Consider the following 18,557-nt stretch of genomic DNA (forward strand, 5'->3'; position numbering starts at 1 on the left):
CTTGCCTTGTTGCGCCAGACGATATCAGGTGTACCGTCACTGTTGAAGTCGGCTGTACTCACAATCTCCCAGTTTGGATCAGGCACCTGAGTAATCAAGTGGTCGGTTTCCAGGGTGAAGTCATCCTTCATCTGCCAAATCATGTTCTCGCCGCTTGCCTTGTTGCGCCAGACGATATCAGGTGTACCGTCACTGTTGAAGTCGGCTGTACTCACAATCTCCCAGTTTGGATCAGGCACCTGAGTAATGAAGTGGTCGGTTTCAAAACCAGTGCTATTCATCTGCCAAATGTCGTTCTCGCCGCTTGCCTTGTTGCGCCAAAGGATGTCAGTAATGCCATCATGGTTGAAGTCGGCTGTACTCACAATCTCCCAGTTTGGATCAGTCACGGGGGGTAAAAAGTAATTGCTTTTCAGGGTGAAGTCATTAAGTTGCCAGACAGCATTCTCCCCGGTACCACTATTGCGCCACAAGAGAAAGTAATCGTTGTCTATGATCGTTGCTGTAAAGATATTATTCTGAGGACTCAGTTGAGCACCCGTAGGCGTTCCCATTGTCACCACAGCAGTTTTATTAGACCCGGCTACTAAGTTATCAATCGGATTCAGGGTGATGCTACCAGTCAATTGTCCTGGCAAAATCGTGATGAAACTGTTAGAGAGTGTGTAGTCTGTTCCATCCGCTGCCGTTCCCGACAGTGTTACCGGCACTGTAACAGTATTTGAGGTTGTCACATCAATCTGGGCAGTGAGGTTTAAACTAGCTGCTCCTTCACTGACTGAGGCACTGCTGCTGGTAAAGTTGACCAAAGGGGTATACGGCACACTACCGAACGTATCAACATCCAGCCCTGTGATTTCATGGATGTTGGTTTCTTCGCCAGTGGAGGCCGAGAAACCGAACTTGAATGTAGATGGCAGTGCGCCATTATTGGCAACTACATTATAATTTTGCAGTGCTGCTGGAGTTTCGTTAATGTCTGAGAAATCTCCGTCATTGTTCAAATCAATTTTGACGGATAACAACCCGGCAGGTGTCAAATCAATCTGCACCTTTTTCTGGGCAGTTGCTCGGTTGCCCGATGTTTTATTATCAATATTTGGCAAGAGCGTTCCCGTTCCCGCCAGGTACTTATAGCTGTTTGCTTGATTACCACGAACTGCAATAGAATCAGCTACAGCACCTGGACCACCTGCACCATATACGGGGTTAGAGAAGTTGCCAAATTCGTCAAAGCCAACGCCGAGGTAGCCGCCTACAAGACCAGGTATGCTGCCCATACTGGAATAGCCGAGCGATCCTCCACTTGCACCGGCTTGAGTCGGGTTGGCATTGCCATCAATGAGGAAGAAGGTGATGCCATCGGCACCATTGCCTCCATAGGAATGAATGTTGAACGTAATGGAGAGACCTCTGCTGGCGTTAAGGGGGCGGTTGTAAACTACAAAGGATGCCTCTTTTTGGGCAGCAGAGGTTAATCGCAATGCACCTGAATTAACGGGATCGGAGCCACCACCTGGTATGCCGCCTGTTGATGCTGCTGTTGTAGAACGGGCAGTCAGGAACGGTTGCGTCCCCGTTGTGTTGTAGATCCAGGAGGAGTTAGCGACATCACTGCCTTGGAAGGTTTCACCCAGAATATTCAGATCGTGGGCATAGGCAGAGGTAACTTTGGGGTCAAAGGCCAGAGGCGACTCAATCTTACCAGTGGTTACTTCCAGGTTCCAGTCGCCATCTTTACCTGTCAGGTTATTGGAGGCAGCAACATTGGCTCCAATAACCTGACTGATGCTTTGGACAAACGTCTGACCGAGTTTGCCTTCAGCAACGTTACAGCCGTAGAGCAAAATATCCGCATCGTTGGTTAGCGCTCTACTCCAGGTCTTTAACTGGGCTGCGTACTGAGGTAGATCGGTTAGGTTAAGGGCGCTGCTGCCAAAATCTAGCCCTCCTGCTTCCCCGTGGGAAACGATATGCAAACTGGTGATATTTTGCCGCCCCAGCAGGGTGTTGGTAATCTGGGTGACAGCATCCTGCACTGGATCAAGCACATGAATCTCCGTGTTTGGAATCACCCCCGCTACCAACTGCTGATAATCAGCCACCGATCCATCGACAAACAAGAGAGATTGGCTCGATCGTCGCAGTCCCGTTAAAGAAGTCGTCAAATTAGCTTTGTCAAAGACAGGTGCGAGGCTGGTTTGAGACAGCACATCAGTAGAAGAGGTAGCCAACCGAGGAAGCTCAAAAGACATCGTAATTTCTTTCCAAGGAGAAGGTACAAGACAACATCATCCCAGAAAATCATACACGGATAGTAACCGTAATAGATTAGAATAATATTTTTTGTCAATAAGTAATTAAACGCAATATGTAGGCATTAGTTGTGGGGGACTTAAACCTATAGAATTAGTTAACTGATAAGTTCTGCGACTAACTCCTGTAACTGGTTTAAATTTCGTCGAAGATAGTTTTCTGGCTTGACAATATTTCATTCTTAAACTCAAGAATACTAAGCAAAAGGCAAAATACCCTATCAGATCACAAAAAACTTTTGCAATAGTTCTTGGAAATGGGGAATAGGGAAAAAACTTAATCACCAATGCCCCATTCCCAATGCCCAATTCCCAATTAATCAGTAAACCTTATGTCAGAATCAACTCCCATCACCCCAGACCCCAACCCATCTGAGGCATTAGACTCAGTGGCGAATAATCTCAGCGAAAAAGCGATCGCATCTGCCTCGCGCAGTGCGAAAACTAGGCAACTGCTGGGGATGAAAGGTGCAGCGTCTGGGGAAACTTCAATTTGGAAAATTCGTTTGCAGCTAATGAAGCCGATTACCTGGATTCCCCTAATTTGGGGCGTAGTCTGTGGTGCGGCTTCTTCTGGTAACTACACTTGGACAGTGGAAAATGTGTTGAAGGTAGCAACCTGTATGCTGCTGGCTGGGCCATTGATGACAGGTTACACTCAAATCCTTAATGATTACTACGATCGCGAAATCGATGCCATTAATGAACCCTATCGCCCGATTCCCTCTGGAGCAATTCCCCTACCACAGGTAATTATTCAGATTTGGGTATTACTCATTGCTGGTATTGCTTTGGCATTTGCGCTGGATGTGTGGTCTGGTCATGAATTCCCGACAATTACAGCGATCGCGCTCATCGGTTCTTTCATCGCCTACATTTATTCTGCACCTCCCCTAAAACTCAAGCAAAACGGTTGGCTAGGTAGCTACGCCTTGGGTGCAAGTTATATTACCCTACCTTGGTCTACAGGACACGCTTTGTTTGGCGATCTCAATTCCACAATCGTGATTTTGACAATGTTCTACAGCTTGGCTGGATTGGGTATTGCCATTGTTAACGATTTTAAGAGTGTAGAAGGCGATCGCCAGTTAGGATTAAATTCACTACCCGTAATGTTTGGCATCACCACTGCGGCATGGATTTGTGTAGTAACAATTGATGTCTTTCAAGGATTGATCGCAGCTTATCTCGTCAGCATCCATGAAAATTTGTATGCAACAATACTAATACTGTTAATAATTCCGCAAATCACCTTGCAGGATATGTATTTCCTGCGCGACCCCGTGAAGAATGATGTTAAGTACCAAGCCAGCGCCCAACCCTTCCTTGTACTAGGAATGCTCGTCACTGGTTTAGCGCTGGGTCATGCTGGCGTTTAATTTATACTTCTATAGTCAGAAGTTATAAAGTAGGAGCTAGGAGTTAATATACTTTTAGCTCCTAATTTGTATCAGCACATATCGTGTTTCAACTCCTATCTTTCCTCATTCATGGGATTCAACCTTTTTTAGTCCCGATTTGCTTTGTCGTTGCTTGGACTGTAACTATTCTCGTTGTTTTGAGTCTCTGGACGGCGGCGCGAGATAGTGTGACTACAGCAAAGCTTATGCATCAAATACCCTGTAGTGGTTGCCAATTTTTTACCGACAATTACCGTCTTAAATGTACTGTACGCCCATCTATTGCCAATACAGAAGAAGCAATCCATTGTTTGGACTATCAACCAAAGACGAATCCGTATCTGTATTAGTTGGGGAGTAAGAATTTTAGATTTTAGATTTTGGATTAAATTTCAATCTAAAATTGAATTGCCCAATCCCCAATCACTATTGACCAATTTCTAACAATATCTTTAAAACACCGCGACTCTGAGCGTGTTCAAAAGCCGCAATCCCTTCAATGAGGGGGTAACTGCCATGAATCAGAGGTTGCACGTCAACTTGTCCTGTAGCTAGTAGCTGGAGGGCTGGGGCGAAGGGGCCACAACGAGAGCCGATGAGGGTAATTTCATCTACTACTAACGAAGAAGCATCTAGGCTGAGGTTGCCAGTATAAGTACTTTTAAGCACTAATGTACCACGAGGACGTAAGGCGCGACGGGCGATCGCAAATCCTTCTGGGTTGCCAGTACACTCTACTGAAATATCAAAATATCCATCTGTAACAGTGTCGGCTAAACTCGTTTTTATCCCCCGGTTCTCTAAATTAGCCAGTTTGTCCCGATGACGCCCCACGGCTAAGAGTTCACAGCCAGTTAGGGCAAGTGTCTGGGCTACTAACTGCCCTAGTTTGCCATCTCCAACCACTAGTACCCGATCATCTGGATGCAATGCCACTTGCTGCTGAATTTCCAAAGCTGCTGCTATAGGTTCGGTAAATGTTGCTACTTCTGTTGGCACATTATCAGGTACTAAATGTAAGTTCTCCATCGGCAAACAGAGATATTCACCAAAGGCTCCATTCCGGTTGACAATACCTAAAACTGTGCGATTTTGACAGTGAGTTGGTTGTCCTCTGCGACAAAACCGACAATGCCCACACACAGCGTTGATTTCTCCAACTACGCGTTGTTTAACTAGCTGTTGTGGCCCTTGTTCAACGACACCAACAAATTCATGCCCTAAAATACCTGTGTAGGGATAGTAGCCTCTGAGCAGTTCCAAGTCAGTATTACAGATACCCGCACGCAAAAGGCGCACTAAGGCTTCTCCCTGTGGTGGTTCAGGAATTGGAATATCTGTGCGTAGTTGCAACTGGTTGTTTTCGAGCCAAAGTCCTTTCATTCCTCTTCACGTCCTTTGCCTAATTATGTTGTCATCTCATTTTCAAAAATCTTTATAAAATAATCAATCGGTTGTATAAGCCTACAAATATATGCCCTACCCACGCCTATGTCTCTGTAGTAGGTATTTCTTTCTTTTTGACATCTATTTTGCTTAACCAAGTAACCAGATCATTTGAGTCAAGTTCTATCTCATTTCCTAAAGTTTTGATATAAAGAAGTCCGTCGCTAATAATTAAATCTCTAATTGGATACCATGAATCTCGTTTTCTAATTAAAAGTTCCAACGGAATCCCTAGTCTTGAAGCATACTTGCGATATTTCCACCAAGATCGCCATAGAAGTACAGATTTAGTACAGTGCATCTCATAGCCTTTGGGAACTTCACAGTATTGATACTGATAGAAACCCCGACTATCTACTTCTCCTTTGAGAAGATAACTATATTCTGCTAATGCCTGATTTATCAATTCCCACTGGGATGATTTTGGAGAAATCCAGAATTCAGATAGTGTGTTAGATAGTTGGACGGTGGCAATCACACCTTCGGCTTTTGCTATCAGTTGGTTAGTGTTATAGACTGTTTGCGCTGTCAAAGCAGGATTTGACAACAAAACTTCTTTTTTATGAATAGAGTTTTGCACAAACTCTCGAATTAAATCTAGATTAGACAACATAAAATTATTTATACTAAATTAAGTAGCGTGATGGAAGTCACAACTGTACTTAAATTAGTTGCTACATTGTTATTGCACTAAATTCAGGATTATTATCAGCTTTATTTCTCTGTCTGACTAGGACTTTGTTAACTTTAACAAAGTTTGGGGGTTTAAGTCCCCTGCTTCTATCAAGCAGCGTGAATTGAATGCCTAAGCTAAATCCCTGTCACAAAACGTAATTGCGAACGCACAAAGCCTGCCTTCGGCAAGAGTGGAAATTGTTTTAATTTCGGCTATGTCGCCGCTCACTAGGCCGCTTAACAAAATTAGTGTTTTCAGATACACAATAAATTATTATATTAAATTTTTACGCTTTCGAGAAAAGGTTGAAATACTGGAATTAATTCGGGGCGACTAACTACAAGGGTGGGAAAAGAGCGATCGCTATAATCTTCTCCTGGTGACAAAGGAAATGGTTCTGATTTAAGCGATAACCAGACCCCTCCAGCAGCCTGAACAATTACCCAAGCCCCCGCTAAGTCCCAAACTTTTGGTGTCGCCTCAATACCACCGAGAGTAGCCCCAGTGGCAACTGTTAAAAAGTTATAGCTAGCCACACCCAACATGCGAATTTTGCAGGGAAAGCCGTTCTGCATAACTGCGGTGCTACGGGAACAGAGGTTAAAAAAGTGATTGTTGCTGGGACTATCTATACTAGTGTGGATGGGGTGGTTGTTGAGAAATGCCCCTGTTGGTGTTGCTAAACCAGATGAACCTGCCCAGAAACCATGAAAAGCTTGATTCAAGGTTGGTGCGTAAACATAACCAAAAATGGGTGTGCCTCGATACAGTAAACCCAGAGATATTGTCCAGAGAGGAATACCGCGTGTGAAGTTGGTTGTGCCGTCTAGAGGGTCAATTACCCAGCACCACTCAGTACCGGGAAATGACCGATCGCTCTCTTCGGTCAAAATGCCGTAACCAGAGAAATTAGAAGCGAGCGCATCCCGAATTTCCTGATCTGCCCATTTATCTGCTTGCGTTACCAAACTACCATCAGCTTTTTGGTCAGCTTGTACTTTCCCAAAATCTAGCATTAGCTGCTTGCCCACTCTGGTAGTAGTAGTTTGGGCAAAATCTAAAATTGTTGTCCAAAAATCATTCATTGGTTATTAGTCATTTGTCATTTGTCATTTGTCATTTGTCCCATGCCTCATGCCCTATACAGTTTAGTCTAAATCGCTTGACAAAACCGAAGCGATCGCTTGCTTTGTACTTGTTTGAAATTCTCTGATGTTCACCCGATTCAGAAACCAAATCGACACCAACATTCCCACTGCTTCTAGGGCAAACACCAGTCCATAAGCTAAAACTAAATTGGGTAATAGCTTGCGACCGATATCCAATAAAGTACCACCTAAAACCACTGCGACACCTCTAGAGACAGACTGCGCTAACCCCCAGGCTCCAATAAATGTACCTGCGGCTTCTGCTGCTGTGAGATCCAACATTAAGCTCACTGCTGCTGTAGTTAAGACACCAGTGGCTAAACCGAACAAAATTAAACTTAGCTTCAGGAAAGCTGGATTAGCTGTGAAGCCTGATATCCCAAGTAATGCTGTACAAAATGCCACTAATATACAGCCTAGTTTTGCAGTTCTTTGCTTACCTAAACGTGGCACAATCAAAAAACCACTCACACCGTAGGCAATCAGTACACCTGTTCCATAAAAAACATTCAGTTTGGTACTTTCAGCCAAAGGCATTTTAAATACCTGACCTGCATAAGGTTCTAAAATTGGGTCTTGCATAAACAAGCAGAGAGTCATCACCAGTAAAAAGGTAAAAAATATACCTGTTTGCGGGCTAACTGTCAAGATTTCCCAAGCCTTGCCCAGAGTTATACTGTCTTCTCGGTTTACTAATGTGGAACGGGTTAAGTATTGGGAGTATTTTTTTTCTACGCCGAATGTGGCTGCGATCGCCAGCCCAAATACAATTATGGGAACGACGAGAAACAGCCTATTTACCGCCGCCTGCAAAGTTGCTATAGAAACCCCTAGTGTTAATGGCTCTAGTAACTTGGAACTAATAATTGCCCCAATAATAATTCCCACCATTAGCATTGACCAAACCACACCGACGACTTTAGAACGGTTATCTTCTTCAGATATATCCACTAACAAAGCGGCAAAAGCAGTACCGCTAACAGAAATTCCTAGACCGTAGATAGCGAAGATTAGTGACAAAAGCGCTATCCAGCCGATTGTTTGGGTTGTCCATGCCCAACCACCGGTACTATTTGCAGCAATATTAAGCTGCCATATCACTTGTATAGCTAAAAAGGCTGCGATCGCAAATATTGCCGCTCCCACCCAAACATAAGCTGTGCGGTGGTATCCCCATAAGGGCTTGGCATCGGAAATTTGGCCGAACCAGACACGGGAAGGAGCAACAAGTAAAGGCAGTGCTAGAACTACTGAAACCAGTGTCGCCGGTATTGCTATTTCTTGAATCATGACTCTGTTGAGTACGCCCAGAGTCAAAATAGACATCATACTCAACCCCATCTGAAATAAACCCAGCCGGAACATGGTCAGCAGGTTTACCCTTGGTACAGATAGGGATTTTGTTTTGGTATCAAATACTTCACCGCTTGACATAAATACTTTTTCGTATGGTTTATAGAATTTAATTTCTCTCTTATTTAAATAAAGATAAACCCTACCCGCTCAAAATCAGCGAACGAAAAGTAGAAGTTGCGATGGTGTTTTGCCCGCCAGAGGCGATCGCAGTTATTTAGCAAGCAGTTCTAATCCCCAATTAGCATAAGCTTGCGCCGAGTTAGGATTAATTTTTATCGCTTGGTCGTAATCCGCGATGTCTACGACGGGCTACGCATACGGATAACGAGAGAATTTTAGGATGAAGTAGTGAAACGAGACTCCATTTACTATCAAATTTTTAAGCGCTTTCCTGGGTTACTCTTTGAACTGATTGATCATCCTCCTCTGCAAGGGCAAAACTATCGATTTGAATCACTTGAAGTCAAAGAAACCGCTTTTCGCATCGATGGTGTGTTTTTACCTCCAGACGATGCAACATCTAGAGCGATCTTTTTTGCTGAAGTTCAATTCCAAAAGGATGAATCCCTTTACCATCGGTTCTTTACCGAGTCGTTGATGTACCTGAACCGGAATCGTTCTCAGTACGATGATTGGTTCTGTGTGGTAATTTTTTCATCACGCTCTTTGGAACCAAGGGATCAAAAAACTCATCGAATATTTCTCAACAGCGACCAAGTGCAGCGAATCTATTTAGATGAGTTAGGCGTGACTAATCAGCAGCCAATAGGCATCAACTTGATGCAGTTGACTCTAGCATCGGATGAAGTGATGGCAGAGCAAGCAAAGCAATTGATTCAGCGAGTAAAATTAGAGGAAACAGACGCGCTGCCGAAAAACGAAATACTAGACATCATAACCACAATCGCCGTTTATAAGTTTTCTTCGTTAAGTAGAGAGGAAGTTGAAGCTATGCTAGGACTGACTTTGGAGCAAACAAGGGTTTATCAAGAAGCGAAAGCCGAGGGTCGAGAAGAAGGTCGAGAAGAAGGTCGAGAAGAACAGAAAGCTGAAATGTTAAAACTTACTGTGCCTCTGTTACTAAAAACAGGGATGAGTGTGGAGCAGATTGCTCAACACCTCAATGTTGATATACAAGCTGTCCAGATCGCCGCACAGTCAAGCACATAAATAGACATAGTAAGTGAAAATGAATGTAGATACGTAGCAGTCCTACGTATCTACAAGGATTCTGGATGCATATTTAATTTCTACCAAATGTCTAATATATTCATCCCTGAATTCAGCAACGCCCATTTCTCAAATGAACTGGTAGGGTGATGACAAACTCGGTTCTTTGATGGGGTACTGAAGAAACCCTAATAGTACCTCTATGTTTTTCAATAATCTGGTAACTGGTGGCGAGTCCCAACCCAGTGCCTTTCCCAATGGGCTTCGTCGTAAAGAACGGATCGAATATCTTTTTCTGAATTTCTAAAGGAATCCCAGAACCGTTATCCCAGATTCTGATTTGAATCCGATCGACATCTACAAGCTCTGTCTCGATGCCAATGCACTTATTCTGTTGGTTTTGGTTAGTTTCCAGAACATCAAAGGCATTACAGAGAATATTCATAAATACCTGGTTCAACTGAGCTGGATAGCATTCAATCAAAGGTAAATTTGCATATTGCCTTGTAATCATGATGTCCTCTTTGATTCGATGCCCTAAAATAACTAAACTACTGTCCAAACCCTCATCAAGATTAACCACTTTAACTTGAGATTCATCCAGGCGAGAAAAAATCCGCAAAGATAACACAATTTGATGAATACGTTCGGCTCCACTGTTCATAGAGACTAGAATTTTTGATAAATCTTCAGTCGTGTAACTGAGGTCAATTTCTTCAATATAGTCTTGAATGCGGGAGCTGGGCGTTTGATATTCTTCCTGGTAAAACTGCAAAAGCGTTAGGAGATTAGAAATATGCTCTTTGGCATATTTGATATTGCCATAAATAAAACTAACTGGATTGTTAATTTCATGAGCAATGCCAGCCACCATCAAACCTAGACCAGACATCTTTTCCGCTTGAATAATCTGTGTCTGAGTCTGCTGAATGTATTGGTTGTATTCTGATAATTTTTTATTAGCATTGGTCAGTTCATTGAGTTTTTTATCTAGCTCGGAATTTAGCAATATCGCTTTTTTTTCCGCTTTTGATTTTTGTCGAGCAATTAGAAAAATTAGGACTAAAATCGTCGTCAAAAGGGGAATCTCAATTAACTCATCTGCTTGAGTCTTGCCTGAGTAGACAGCCAATAATACATAAACAGTATCGAGCAAAACCCAAAAAACTGTATGTAGAATAAATGCCCGAAATTTCCAATAAAATGCACCGATGGACAGCAAGAGAAAAACAAAATGAAACAGTAACACTGTCTTATCTGTAAAAACCATCAATGCCGCCACAATGAGAAGCCAAAAATTTAAATTTTTAATTAAGTTACTTAAAGAATTGACCAGCATATAAGAACAAAGCGTAAAGTGATTGTTTTTAACTCTGTTGCACGATCGCACGTGTAATGCGAGATAGAGGAGATCCAAAAATTGACGGAGCCAGCCTACTGATTTAGCAGCCCTGAACGAGAATTTAATGGGGGTCTTATCGCAGCGTAAGACAGATAGCGCCACCAAGAGCGAGTCCGTAAGTGTCGAGCAGTTTTCCTCCTGCCTTCCTCGATAAAATGCCTTTTGGGGCAAAAGCACCAAAGGTGTCATTTTTATTGTTCCCAATCAGGCAGGTTATTATAACTTGACAAAGAAAGTAATAACATTACATTGAGCAGGAACTAGTTAAAAAATAGCGATCGCACTTCGGCAAGTACAATTAAGTTACAACAATAGTTGTACCTCCAAAGGCTGATAAAATGAAACGGACGCTCTATATTCCTGATAAGTTGTGTCCACAACTTGACCAATACTTAAAAGATCACCCAGAGCAAAACCCATCAAGTGTTGTATAGGCAGCACTAACCGAAAATTTGCGCCCTAAAAATGGTTAAAGGCTACTATCGTTGGCAGGAATCGTAAAAAATCCTCCTACAGACGCTTTAGTTAATGAAGATTATTTGATATACGTCTAATCCAAGCAAAAATATCAGTAAAAAAGATTTTCAAGTAAACCTAATAGTAATATTTACTAAATTTATGGTATTGCAGTGTAACTTTATATGACGCAATTAGGCCACATAAAAATATCAATGTGAAAATGTGGTTTTAACTACGCTATTCCCTTAAGTTAGTAAGATAAACTTGCCGTATGTATGTCATTAAACTACTTACCTTCATCTAGTAACCAAAAAGGCATAAGCAATGAACAAAGAAGTACCAAAAGTAATATTATGGGAAGAAAATCAAAAAGATTTTCTAAAAAAGTTCTATGATCTCCAATTTACTCCCAGAGTAGGAGAGGAAGTTTACCTAAAAAAGGAAAAATGGAAAGTAACCAGAGTTGAGCATGACGTAGAAATTAATGAGATTAATGTCTACATGGAATTAATCAAGAAAGCCAAGCAGGATAAATCATCTAATTCTTAAATACAAGTAAATAGACTCAACTATTATAAAAGGGGGGTTATTAGCCTCCCTGAATTCTGAGAATAGATATATTGTTAGGTGTAATTTGTAAATCTTTATACAAACTGCAATGTCTACGATGGGCTATTCGGCGTCGCATAATAAGAGTTGCGGCCAAATGGTGGCGATCGCCTCTAACGATACACTATAAAAGTAAAGAAATGTAAATAAATTAAATTTTGCAACCGTGGAAAACATCACATTGGGGCAAAATGGCCCAGTTGTTACACCTTTGTGCATAGGCACTTGGGCTTGGGGTGATAAACTATTTTGGAATTATGGCAGTGCCTATGGGCCAGAAGAGTTACAAGAAGCCTTTACAGCAGCCTTAGAAGCTGGTATCACCTTCTTTGATACTGCCGAAATCTACGGAATGGGAAAAAGCGAGAAATTTTTGGGAGAATTTCTGCAACAGACACAACAACCTGTGCAAATCGCTACAAAATTTGGCCCCGTACCGTGGCGATTTACAGCCCAATCTGTCTCTGATGCTTTAACAGAAAGCCTCAAACGCCTACAACTTGAGCGAATCGCCCTGTACCAAGTGCATTGGCCTTTTGCTTTCTTTTTAAGCCAAGAAACTCTGATGAATGCCCTAGCAGATGAAGTGAAACGGGGCAGAATTGCTACAGTTGGTGTGAGTAATTACTCAGCAGAGCAAATGCGAGACGCGCATCAAATATTGGCAACCCGGGGAGTGCCTTTGGCTGTGAACCAAGTGCGCTATTCTTTACTTACTCGTCAAGTTGAAAGCAAAGGTATTATAGCAACTGCCCGTGAGTTGGGTGTGACTATTTTGGCTTATAGTCCTTTAGCGCAGGGATTACTCACAGGTAAGTACAGTATTGATAGTACTGAAATCCCCACTGGTGCGCGGAAAATAGACCCGCGATTTAAGAAAGAAGGTCTGCAAAAAATTGCCCCAGTTATATCTTTGCTACGCAACTTCGGAGAAAAATACGATCGCACCCCTGCTCAAGTTGCTCTTAACTGGTTAATTGCTCAGGGGAACGTTATTCCCATTGCTGGGGTGAAGACAGCCGAACAGGTGCGGCAAAATGCTGGTGCTTTGGGTTGGAGATTGAGCGACGATGAAATAGGAGAGTTAGAACTAGTTAGTCGTCCTTGGCTGTAGTATTTTTGAACTACTCAAACACAGGAGGCCAAATTTCTGACACTACTAGCTCCCAACCTGGTAACAAGTCTGGTAGTGTCAGTTTGTTATTATCCTGCAAAACTATTGGTTCTTGGTTGAGTCGATAAACTGTAAGGGTCAATTTGTCAGGATCAATCAAGATACCAACGCTAGATCCGAGTTGTAGGAATAGCTGAATTTTTTCTACTAGTGGTTTAATCCGGTCTGACTTAGATTTTATCTTTACCATCAAGTCAGGTACGAGTTCCACAAAGTCGCGCTTGCTTATTTTAAGTCGATCAGCACTAACAAAAGATACATCGGGAGCGCGAAGATTTCGTTTTTCGTTATCAGCTTCTTTGCCGTTTTCAGTTTCTAATGTCGGTAAAATAAAACCAGCGCTAGAACCCGTTACCCGTCCTAGCCTCTGTGGGCGTACCCAATTACCCATCTGCCGTGCAAACTCTATACCTATTTCTTCTGACTCATAATCTGATGGCCCCATAACAATTATATTTCCGTCTACTAGCTCCATCTGCCATTCTGGATGCTCTGCTTGTAGTTGCTCTAAGTCTGGAATAGTGAACATAAGACCACGAAGAATGCATTTTTAATTTATCTTCCTACAAACTGGTAGAAAAATTAGCCAAAAAGCCAAAAAGTCAAGAGCCAAAGTCAAAATCTTGACTCTTAACTCTCAACTCTTAACTTTGCCAATTTTAGATTTGGATTTTGGATTCAAGAAAAAATCTAAAATCTAAAATCCAAAATTGATTAACTTCTAACTGTTGACTAAGAAGCTGATTCTCTAGCTGTAGGTGAACCTAGCTTTTTACTAGGGGATGCAGAAGACTCCTGGCCACTTGTCCGCAGTTTGGGCTTGGGAGAAGAATGTCTTTCTTCTCCATTGCTGCTATCTGATTTCCATGCAGAACGGGGGCGATCGCTCGAAGATTCACGACGCTTACCAAGTCTGGGCTTGGGAGCGGAGGATTCTTCTTGGGGAATTTCCACGTCTGAACTCAACCAAGCGGGACGAGTTTGATCGTAAGCGATTTGTAGTGCAGCTGCGGCGATCGCTTGAGCATCGTATTCTTCAATTAGTTCGCTGACAATTGGCAAGAATGAAGCCAAACGCTCACCTGTCAAAGCTTCTCGCACTTGTTCTTGCAATTTCAGAATGTGTCGTGCTTCAATCTGGGCGCGTGTGGGAATCGTCAGCAATTGCCAATTTTGGCGATTATGACGTTCAAATGTTTGCTGCTTGCGGCGCTCAAATGGCTGTACTAAAGAAATTGCTGTTCCTTCTTTACCAGCACGACCAGTACGGCCAATGCGATGGACGTAGGTTTCTACGCTATCGGGTAAGTCGTAGTTGATTACGTGGGAGAGTTGATCGACATCTAACCCTCTGGCTGCAATATCAGTTGCTACTACCCAGCGCACTTGACGGTTACGGAAACGAACTAATAACCGTTCCCGCGCTTGTTGCGATAAGTCGCCGTGGTATTCATCTACACTGTGACCAGCGCCTTGTAACTGACTGGTGAGTTCTGCGGCGGTGCGTCTGGTGCGGACAAAGATTAAAGCTGTTTCTGGATCTTCCATTTCCAGAATTGGCTGTAATGCTTTGGCTTTTGTCCAGTGGCGGGGGATCAAGTAAGCTACTTGATTGATTTTGTTGGGAGCGGCTTTTGGCTGTTCAACGGTGACAGTTGCAGGCGATCGCAAGAACTTATTCACCAACATCCTAATTGATGGTGGCATTGTTGCTGAGAATAAAGCTGTTTGCCGATCTACGGGCGCTTGCGAGAGGATTTTCACCACATCATCAATAAAGCCCATGCTCAACATTTCATCAGCTTCATCCAACACAAACCACTTCACTTGATCGAGCTTCAAACAGCCGCGATCGAGCAAATCGATTACTCGTCCTGGAGTGCCGACAACCATGTGAACGCCACGTTTTAGTTGTAACATTTGGCGGTCAATTGATTGACCGCCGTAGATTGCTAACACCCGCAATCCTTCATTACCGATGAATTGGGCGATCGCATCGTGAACTTGCATTGCTAATTCACGAGTTGGTGTTAAAACTATCGCTTGTACAGCTTTTTGATTAACATCCAGCCGTTCTAAAATTGGCAGTGAAAATGCTGCTGTTTTGCCTGTTCCAGTTTGAGATTGACCTACTACATCACGACCGGCTAGCAATTGGGGGATTGCTTGCACTTGAATGTTAGTGGGTTCGGTAAAACCGATTTTTTCTAGTTGTTCGACACGTTCTTGAGAAATGCCTAATTCTTGAAATGAAAGAGTCATTAATTCGTCCTAAATTTTATGTAAGGATTTTGGATTAGTCATTAGTCATTAGTTATTAGTCATTAGTCATTAGTCATTAGTCATTAGTGAGCTAAGGGCGGTAGCGAAGCCTCAATTCTTGGAGAGGCTATGCCAACAAGTCCGCCAGCGTTTCAGGTAAACCCTCATGAAAACTGCTATTAATGCAGCATTGACCTTAGTATAAGGATGAATCTGTAAGGGTCATTTAACAAATGGACTTTGGACAAAAGACAAATGACAATTTAGTTATTGACTACTTGACCATAGAGGTCGTATGTATCAGCGTGGTGAATCGCTATTGGCACGATGGTTCCTAACTTTGCCTGGCCTTTGACATACACCAGACCATCAACCTCTGGGGAAAATCTACCTGAACGACCGATTAATTCACCACTTTCAGGATTTTCTTGCTCAATCAGGACATCGACAATTTTGCCTACTTCCTGTTGATTTTTATTTTGAGAAATCGGTTGCTGGAGTTCCATCAGTTGGTATCGGCGATCGTCCATTACCTCTTGGGGCAACTGATTTGGCAACTTGTAAGCTGGGGTTCCTTCCTCAGAGGAAAAGGTGAAGACGCCAACATGATCGAATTCATGTCGCTGAACGAACTCTAGTAGATGCTCAAAATGTTCGCTTGTTTCTCCTGGGAAACCAACAATAAATGTTGTCCGCAGTACGGCTGTTGGTAGCGCCGTTTTGATGCGATCTATAATCCCATCATTTACCTGTCCTTGCCAAGGACGGTTCATGGCGCGGAGAATATCTGGATGAGAATGTTGCAAGGGCAAATCCAGATAAGGCAAGACGTTGGGTGTTTCTTGGATCGCCGCTATCACATCTGGGGTCAGTCCCGTGGGATAAGCGTAGTGCATTCTAATCCACGGTATATCTACTTTCCCCAAAGCGCGAAGCAATTCGGCTAATTTTGGCTTACCGTAAATATCTAGACCGTAATTAGTGGTGATTTGGGAAATTAGAATAATTTCCTTTACCCCTTGACTAACTAACTGCTCGGCTTCGGCGACTATAGATTCAATAGTACGCGATCGCTGGTTTCCTCGAAGATGAGGAATGATACAAAATGCACAACCATAATCACATCCTTCTGCAACCCGCAGGTAAGCTACACCCTCGGTTGTAGTGCGATAGCGCGGTGTAGTTTCGTCGGCTATGTAGGTTGGTTCGATACTAACCTGTTTAACCCGTTCGCCAAGTTCAACACGCTCAATTACATTTACAATTTTGTGATAATCACCTGTACCAACCACCGCTACTGCTTCCGGTAACTCTTCCAAAAGTTGTTCTTGGAAATGTTGCGCCATACAGCCAGTGATTACGATTTTTTTGTTTGCCTCTGCCAGTTCTACCAAAGTTCTGACAGATTCTTGCCGCGCTGCTTCAATAAAACTACAAGTATTAACAATAACGTAATCTGCTAACTCTTCATTTGTATCTACACCGTAGCCTGCTTCTACGAGCATTCCCAGCATGTGTTCTGTATCAATTCGGTTTTTCTCGCAGCCCAGGTGAGAAATGGCAATTGTTGGCTTGTCACCCATATTTTGAAAAAATCTTCATTTTTTTTTCTTCTAGTCAAACATTCTGGCGCAAAACTAAGCTTTTTTGCTATCAGCATCCTCATGAAAACAGCCCAGTGGCAAATCTCCACTGTTAGTAACTGGACGTGGACTCATCACCCTATTAATAAATAAAAATAGAGGTCATGTTATGATATTCCTATCAATCTGTTCCCCAGGGTAAATTGAAGTGTCTTTGGGTACATTTGACACTTATAATCTTTTTTAACAATTCGCTTATTGGTATTTTATATTACCACAGCGTGTGCGTTGTTAACCTACCCATCGGGAAGCCGCCCAAAGGGCTTGTTGTGAGAAGTCGCTACCCTCAGGGAAATCGACGAAAGCGACTACGCTTGATAAAGCAGTAATGCTAGCCTGGTAATTGGCAAGTCCTACGACTGGGCGCGGACAAGACGCCTAAACCACGGAAAACTGCCTTGCGTCTAGTGAGTGGCAAACTCCTCTTGTAGCCAAGTTTTATCTTAACATATCTTATGGGAGGTTGGAGGCCAATTTCCATCTGAGGAAGGAGGCGATAAACCGACTATCATAAAACACATTTGACTAGTTAATGAAAAGTCAAGAGTCAAGGGTCATATAGTCGATAGTCAAAAAATTCTGGACTCTGGACTCCGCGAGGCGGATTTAAAGACGTGGACTTATATCAATTATTTAAAACTCGCTCACCGATTATTGGCGTGGTTCACCTGCTACCACTGCCGACCTCACCTCGTTGGGGAGGTAGCCTAAAAGCGGTAATTGACCGCGCCGAACAAGAAGCTGTGGCCCTAGCAAGTGGAGGGGTTGACGGGCTGATTGTGGAGAATTTTTTTGACGCGCCGTTTACCAAAAACCAAGTCGATCCGGTGGTTGTGAGTGCCATGACCATTGTGGTGCAACGGATACAAAATTTGGTGACTTTGCCTGTAGGCTTAAATGTTTTGCGAAACGACGCTAAAAGTGCAATGGCGATCGCTAGCTGTGTACAGGCACAATTCATCCGCGTCAACGTTCTCACAGGAGTGATGGCAACCGATCAGGGATTAATTGAGGGAGAAGCCCATCAATTACTCCGCTATCGACGAGAGTTAGGGTGTGATGTTAAAATCCTGGCCGATGTGTTGGTGAAACACGCCCGTCCTTTGAGTTCTCCAAATCTCACAGTCGCCGTAAAAGACACCATTGAAAGGGGTTTAGCAGACGGAGTGATTTTGTCTGGTTGGGCTACAGGTAGTCCACCTAACTTAGAAGATTTGGAACTAGCTTGTGGTGCAGCAGCTGGTACGCCAGTGTTCATCGGTAGTGGGGCGAATTGGGAAAATATTGATACATTGATGCAAGCAGCAGATGGTGTCATAGTTTCCAGTTCCCTAAAACGCCACGGACGTATAGAGCAACCAATTGACCCAATTCGCGTCAGTCAATTTGTTGAAGCCGCGCGTCGCAATTGGAACTCCAAAAGTGAAAGCAAGCCCGCAGAACAAGTAAAGTTACATTCTTAAAAAGTGGGGAGTGGGGAAAGAGAGTTAGGAGTTA

15 protein-coding genes are annotated in these 18,557 nt (G+C 43.1%); 6 read left to right on the plus strand and 9 right to left on the minus strand.

Features of this window, described 5'->3' with window-relative positions; all coding sequences use genetic code 11:
• Positions 1 to 2,255: DUF4347 domain-containing protein (locus V7K32_RS11380; protein WP_334993176.1), on the minus strand; the 2,255-nt coding region annotated here is incomplete at its 3' end.
• Positions 2,256 to 2,647: 392 nt separating this feature from the next.
• Here V7K32_RS11380 and chlG point away from each other — a divergent pair.
• Positions 2,648 to 3,694 (plus strand): chlorophyll synthase ChlG, encoded by a 1,047-nt coding sequence (chlG, locus tag V7K32_RS11385; protein WP_334993178.1) that lies wholly within the window; start codon positions 2,648 to 2,650, stop codon positions 3,692 to 3,694.
• 83 nt (positions 3,695 to 3,777) lie between these two features.
• Complete coding sequence (locus V7K32_RS11390; protein WP_334993180.1) at positions 3,778 to 4,065, plus strand: hypothetical protein; 288 nt, start codon at positions 3,778 to 3,780, stop codon at positions 4,063 to 4,065.
• A 76-nt stretch (positions 4,066 to 4,141) separates the two neighbouring features.
• Here the strand turns inward: V7K32_RS11390 and V7K32_RS11395 are convergent, their stop codons facing one another.
• The 4 genes from V7K32_RS11395 to V7K32_RS11410 form a co-directional block, all read right to left on the minus strand.
• Positions 4,142 to 5,098 carry an MDR/zinc-dependent alcohol dehydrogenase-like family protein gene (locus V7K32_RS11395; RefSeq protein ID WP_334993182.1) on the minus strand — a complete coding sequence of 319 codons (957 nt, stop codon included), beginning with the start codon at positions 5,096 to 5,098 and terminating at the stop codon, positions 4,142 to 4,144.
• 106 nt (positions 5,099 to 5,204) lie between these two features.
• Positions 5,205 to 5,774 (minus strand): hypothetical protein, encoded by a 570-nt coding sequence (locus tag V7K32_RS11400; protein WP_334993184.1) that lies wholly within the window; start codon positions 5,772 to 5,774, stop codon positions 5,205 to 5,207.
• A gap of 341 nt (positions 5,775 to 6,115) precedes the next feature.
• On the minus strand, positions 6,116 to 6,922 hold the full coding sequence (locus tag V7K32_RS11405) for an inositol monophosphatase family protein (RefSeq protein WP_334993186.1): 807 nt from the start codon (positions 6,920 to 6,922) through the stop codon (positions 6,116 to 6,118).
• A gap of 63 nt (positions 6,923 to 6,985) precedes the next feature.
• On the minus strand, positions 6,986 to 8,419 hold the full coding sequence (locus V7K32_RS11410) for a BCD family MFS transporter (RefSeq protein WP_334993188.1): 1,434 nt from the start codon (positions 8,417 to 8,419) through the stop codon (positions 6,986 to 6,988).
• 270 nt (positions 8,420 to 8,689) lie between these two features.
• Here V7K32_RS11410 and V7K32_RS11415 point away from each other — a divergent pair, with 270 nt between their 5' ends.
• Positions 8,690 to 9,511: an Rpn family recombination-promoting nuclease/putative transposase gene (locus V7K32_RS11415; protein ID WP_334993190.1), complete on the plus strand. Its 822-nt coding sequence runs from the start codon at positions 8,690 to 8,692 to the stop codon at positions 9,509 to 9,511.
• Between the two features lie 112 nt (positions 9,512 to 9,623).
• Here the strand turns inward: V7K32_RS11415 and V7K32_RS11420 are convergent, their stop codons facing one another.
• The gene (locus tag V7K32_RS11420; RefSeq protein ID WP_334993192.1) at positions 9,624 to 10,781 is read right to left on the minus strand and encodes a sensor histidine kinase; all 1,158 of its coding nucleotides are present in this window, start codon (positions 10,779 to 10,781) and stop codon (positions 9,624 to 9,626) included.
• A 915-nt stretch (positions 10,782 to 11,696) separates the two neighbouring features.
• Between V7K32_RS11420 and V7K32_RS11425 the strand changes: the two genes are divergently transcribed.
• Together V7K32_RS11425 and V7K32_RS11430 are read left to right on the plus strand one after the other, a co-directional pair.
• A complete protein-coding gene (locus V7K32_RS11425; RefSeq protein WP_334993194.1) occupies positions 11,697 to 11,921 on the plus strand; it encodes a hypothetical protein in 225 nt (74 codons plus the stop codon).
• A 226-nt stretch (positions 11,922 to 12,147) separates the two neighbouring features.
• Positions 12,148 to 13,095, plus strand: coding sequence for an aldo/keto reductase (locus V7K32_RS11430; RefSeq protein WP_334993196.1), 948 nt, complete (start codon positions 12,148 to 12,150; stop codon positions 13,093 to 13,095).
• Positions 13,096 to 13,105: 10 nt separating this feature from the next.
• On the opposite strand, the gene V7K32_RS11435 is transcribed toward V7K32_RS11430, so the two are convergent.
• The 3 genes from V7K32_RS11435 to rimO form a co-directional block, all read right to left on the minus strand.
• On the minus strand, positions 13,106 to 13,684 hold the full coding sequence (locus V7K32_RS11435; protein ID WP_334993198.1) for a Uma2 family endonuclease: 579 nt from the start codon (positions 13,682 to 13,684) through the stop codon (positions 13,106 to 13,108).
• Positions 13,685 to 13,887: 203 nt separating this feature from the next.
• A complete protein-coding gene (locus V7K32_RS11440) occupies positions 13,888 to 15,417 on the minus strand; it encodes a DEAD/DEAH box helicase (RefSeq protein WP_334993200.1) in 1,530 nt (509 codons plus the stop codon).
• Positions 15,418 to 15,680: 263 nt separating this feature from the next.
• The gene (rimO, locus tag V7K32_RS11445) at positions 15,681 to 17,000 is read right to left on the minus strand and encodes a 30S ribosomal protein S12 methylthiotransferase RimO (RefSeq protein WP_334993202.1); all 1,320 of its coding nucleotides are present in this window, start codon (positions 16,998 to 17,000) and stop codon (positions 15,681 to 15,683) included.
• A 674-nt stretch (positions 17,001 to 17,674) separates the two neighbouring features.
• On the opposite strand from rimO, the gene btpA reads away from it, so the two are divergent.
• Positions 17,675 to 18,523, plus strand: a complete 849-nt coding sequence (gene btpA / locus V7K32_RS11450; RefSeq protein WP_334993204.1) for a photosystem I biogenesis protein BtpA — start codon at positions 17,675 to 17,677, stop codon at positions 18,521 to 18,523.
• Positions 18,524 to 18,557 lie beyond the last annotated feature (34 nt).

The sequence above is a fragment of the Nostoc sp. genome, assembly GCF_036917635.1.
Lineage (GTDB): Bacteria > Cyanobacteriota > Cyanobacteriia > Cyanobacteriales > Nostocaceae > Nostoc.

Excerpts from the sequence above, each read along its gene's own strand:
- V7K32_RS11395 (WP_334993182.1), bottom strand. The coding sequence starts at position 5,098 with ATGAAAGGACTTTGGCTCGAAAACAACCAGTTGCAACTACGCACAGAT.
- V7K32_RS11420 (WP_334993192.1), bottom strand. The coding sequence starts at position 10,781 with ATGGTTTTTACAGATAAGACAGTGTTACTGTTTCATTTTGTTTTTCTC.
- V7K32_RS11425 (WP_334993194.1), top strand. The coding sequence starts at position 11,697 with ATGAACAAAGAAGTACCAAAAGTAATATTATGGGAAGAAAATCAAAAA.
- V7K32_RS11400 (WP_334993184.1), bottom strand. The coding sequence starts at position 5,774 with ATGTTGTCTAATCTAGATTTAATTCGAGAGTTTGTGCAAAACTCTATT.
- V7K32_RS11435 (WP_334993198.1), bottom strand. The coding sequence starts at position 13,684 with ATGTTCACTATTCCAGACTTAGAGCAACTACAAGCAGAGCATCCAGAA.
- V7K32_RS11405 (WP_334993186.1), bottom strand. The coding sequence starts at position 6,922 with ATGAATGATTTTTGGACAACAATTTTAGATTTTGCCCAAACTACTACT.
- rimO (WP_334993202.1), bottom strand. The coding sequence starts at position 17,000 with ATGGGTGACAAGCCAACAATTGCCATTTCTCACCTGGGCTGCGAGAAA.
- V7K32_RS11410 (WP_334993188.1), bottom strand. The coding sequence starts at position 8,419 with ATGTCAAGCGGTGAAGTATTTGATACCAAAACAAAATCCCTATCTGTA.
- V7K32_RS11440 (WP_334993200.1), bottom strand. The coding sequence starts at position 15,417 with ATGACTCTTTCATTTCAAGAATTAGGCATTTCTCAAGAACGTGTCGAA.
- chlG (WP_334993178.1), top strand. The coding sequence starts at position 2,648 with ATGTCAGAATCAACTCCCATCACCCCAGACCCCAACCCATCTGAGGCA.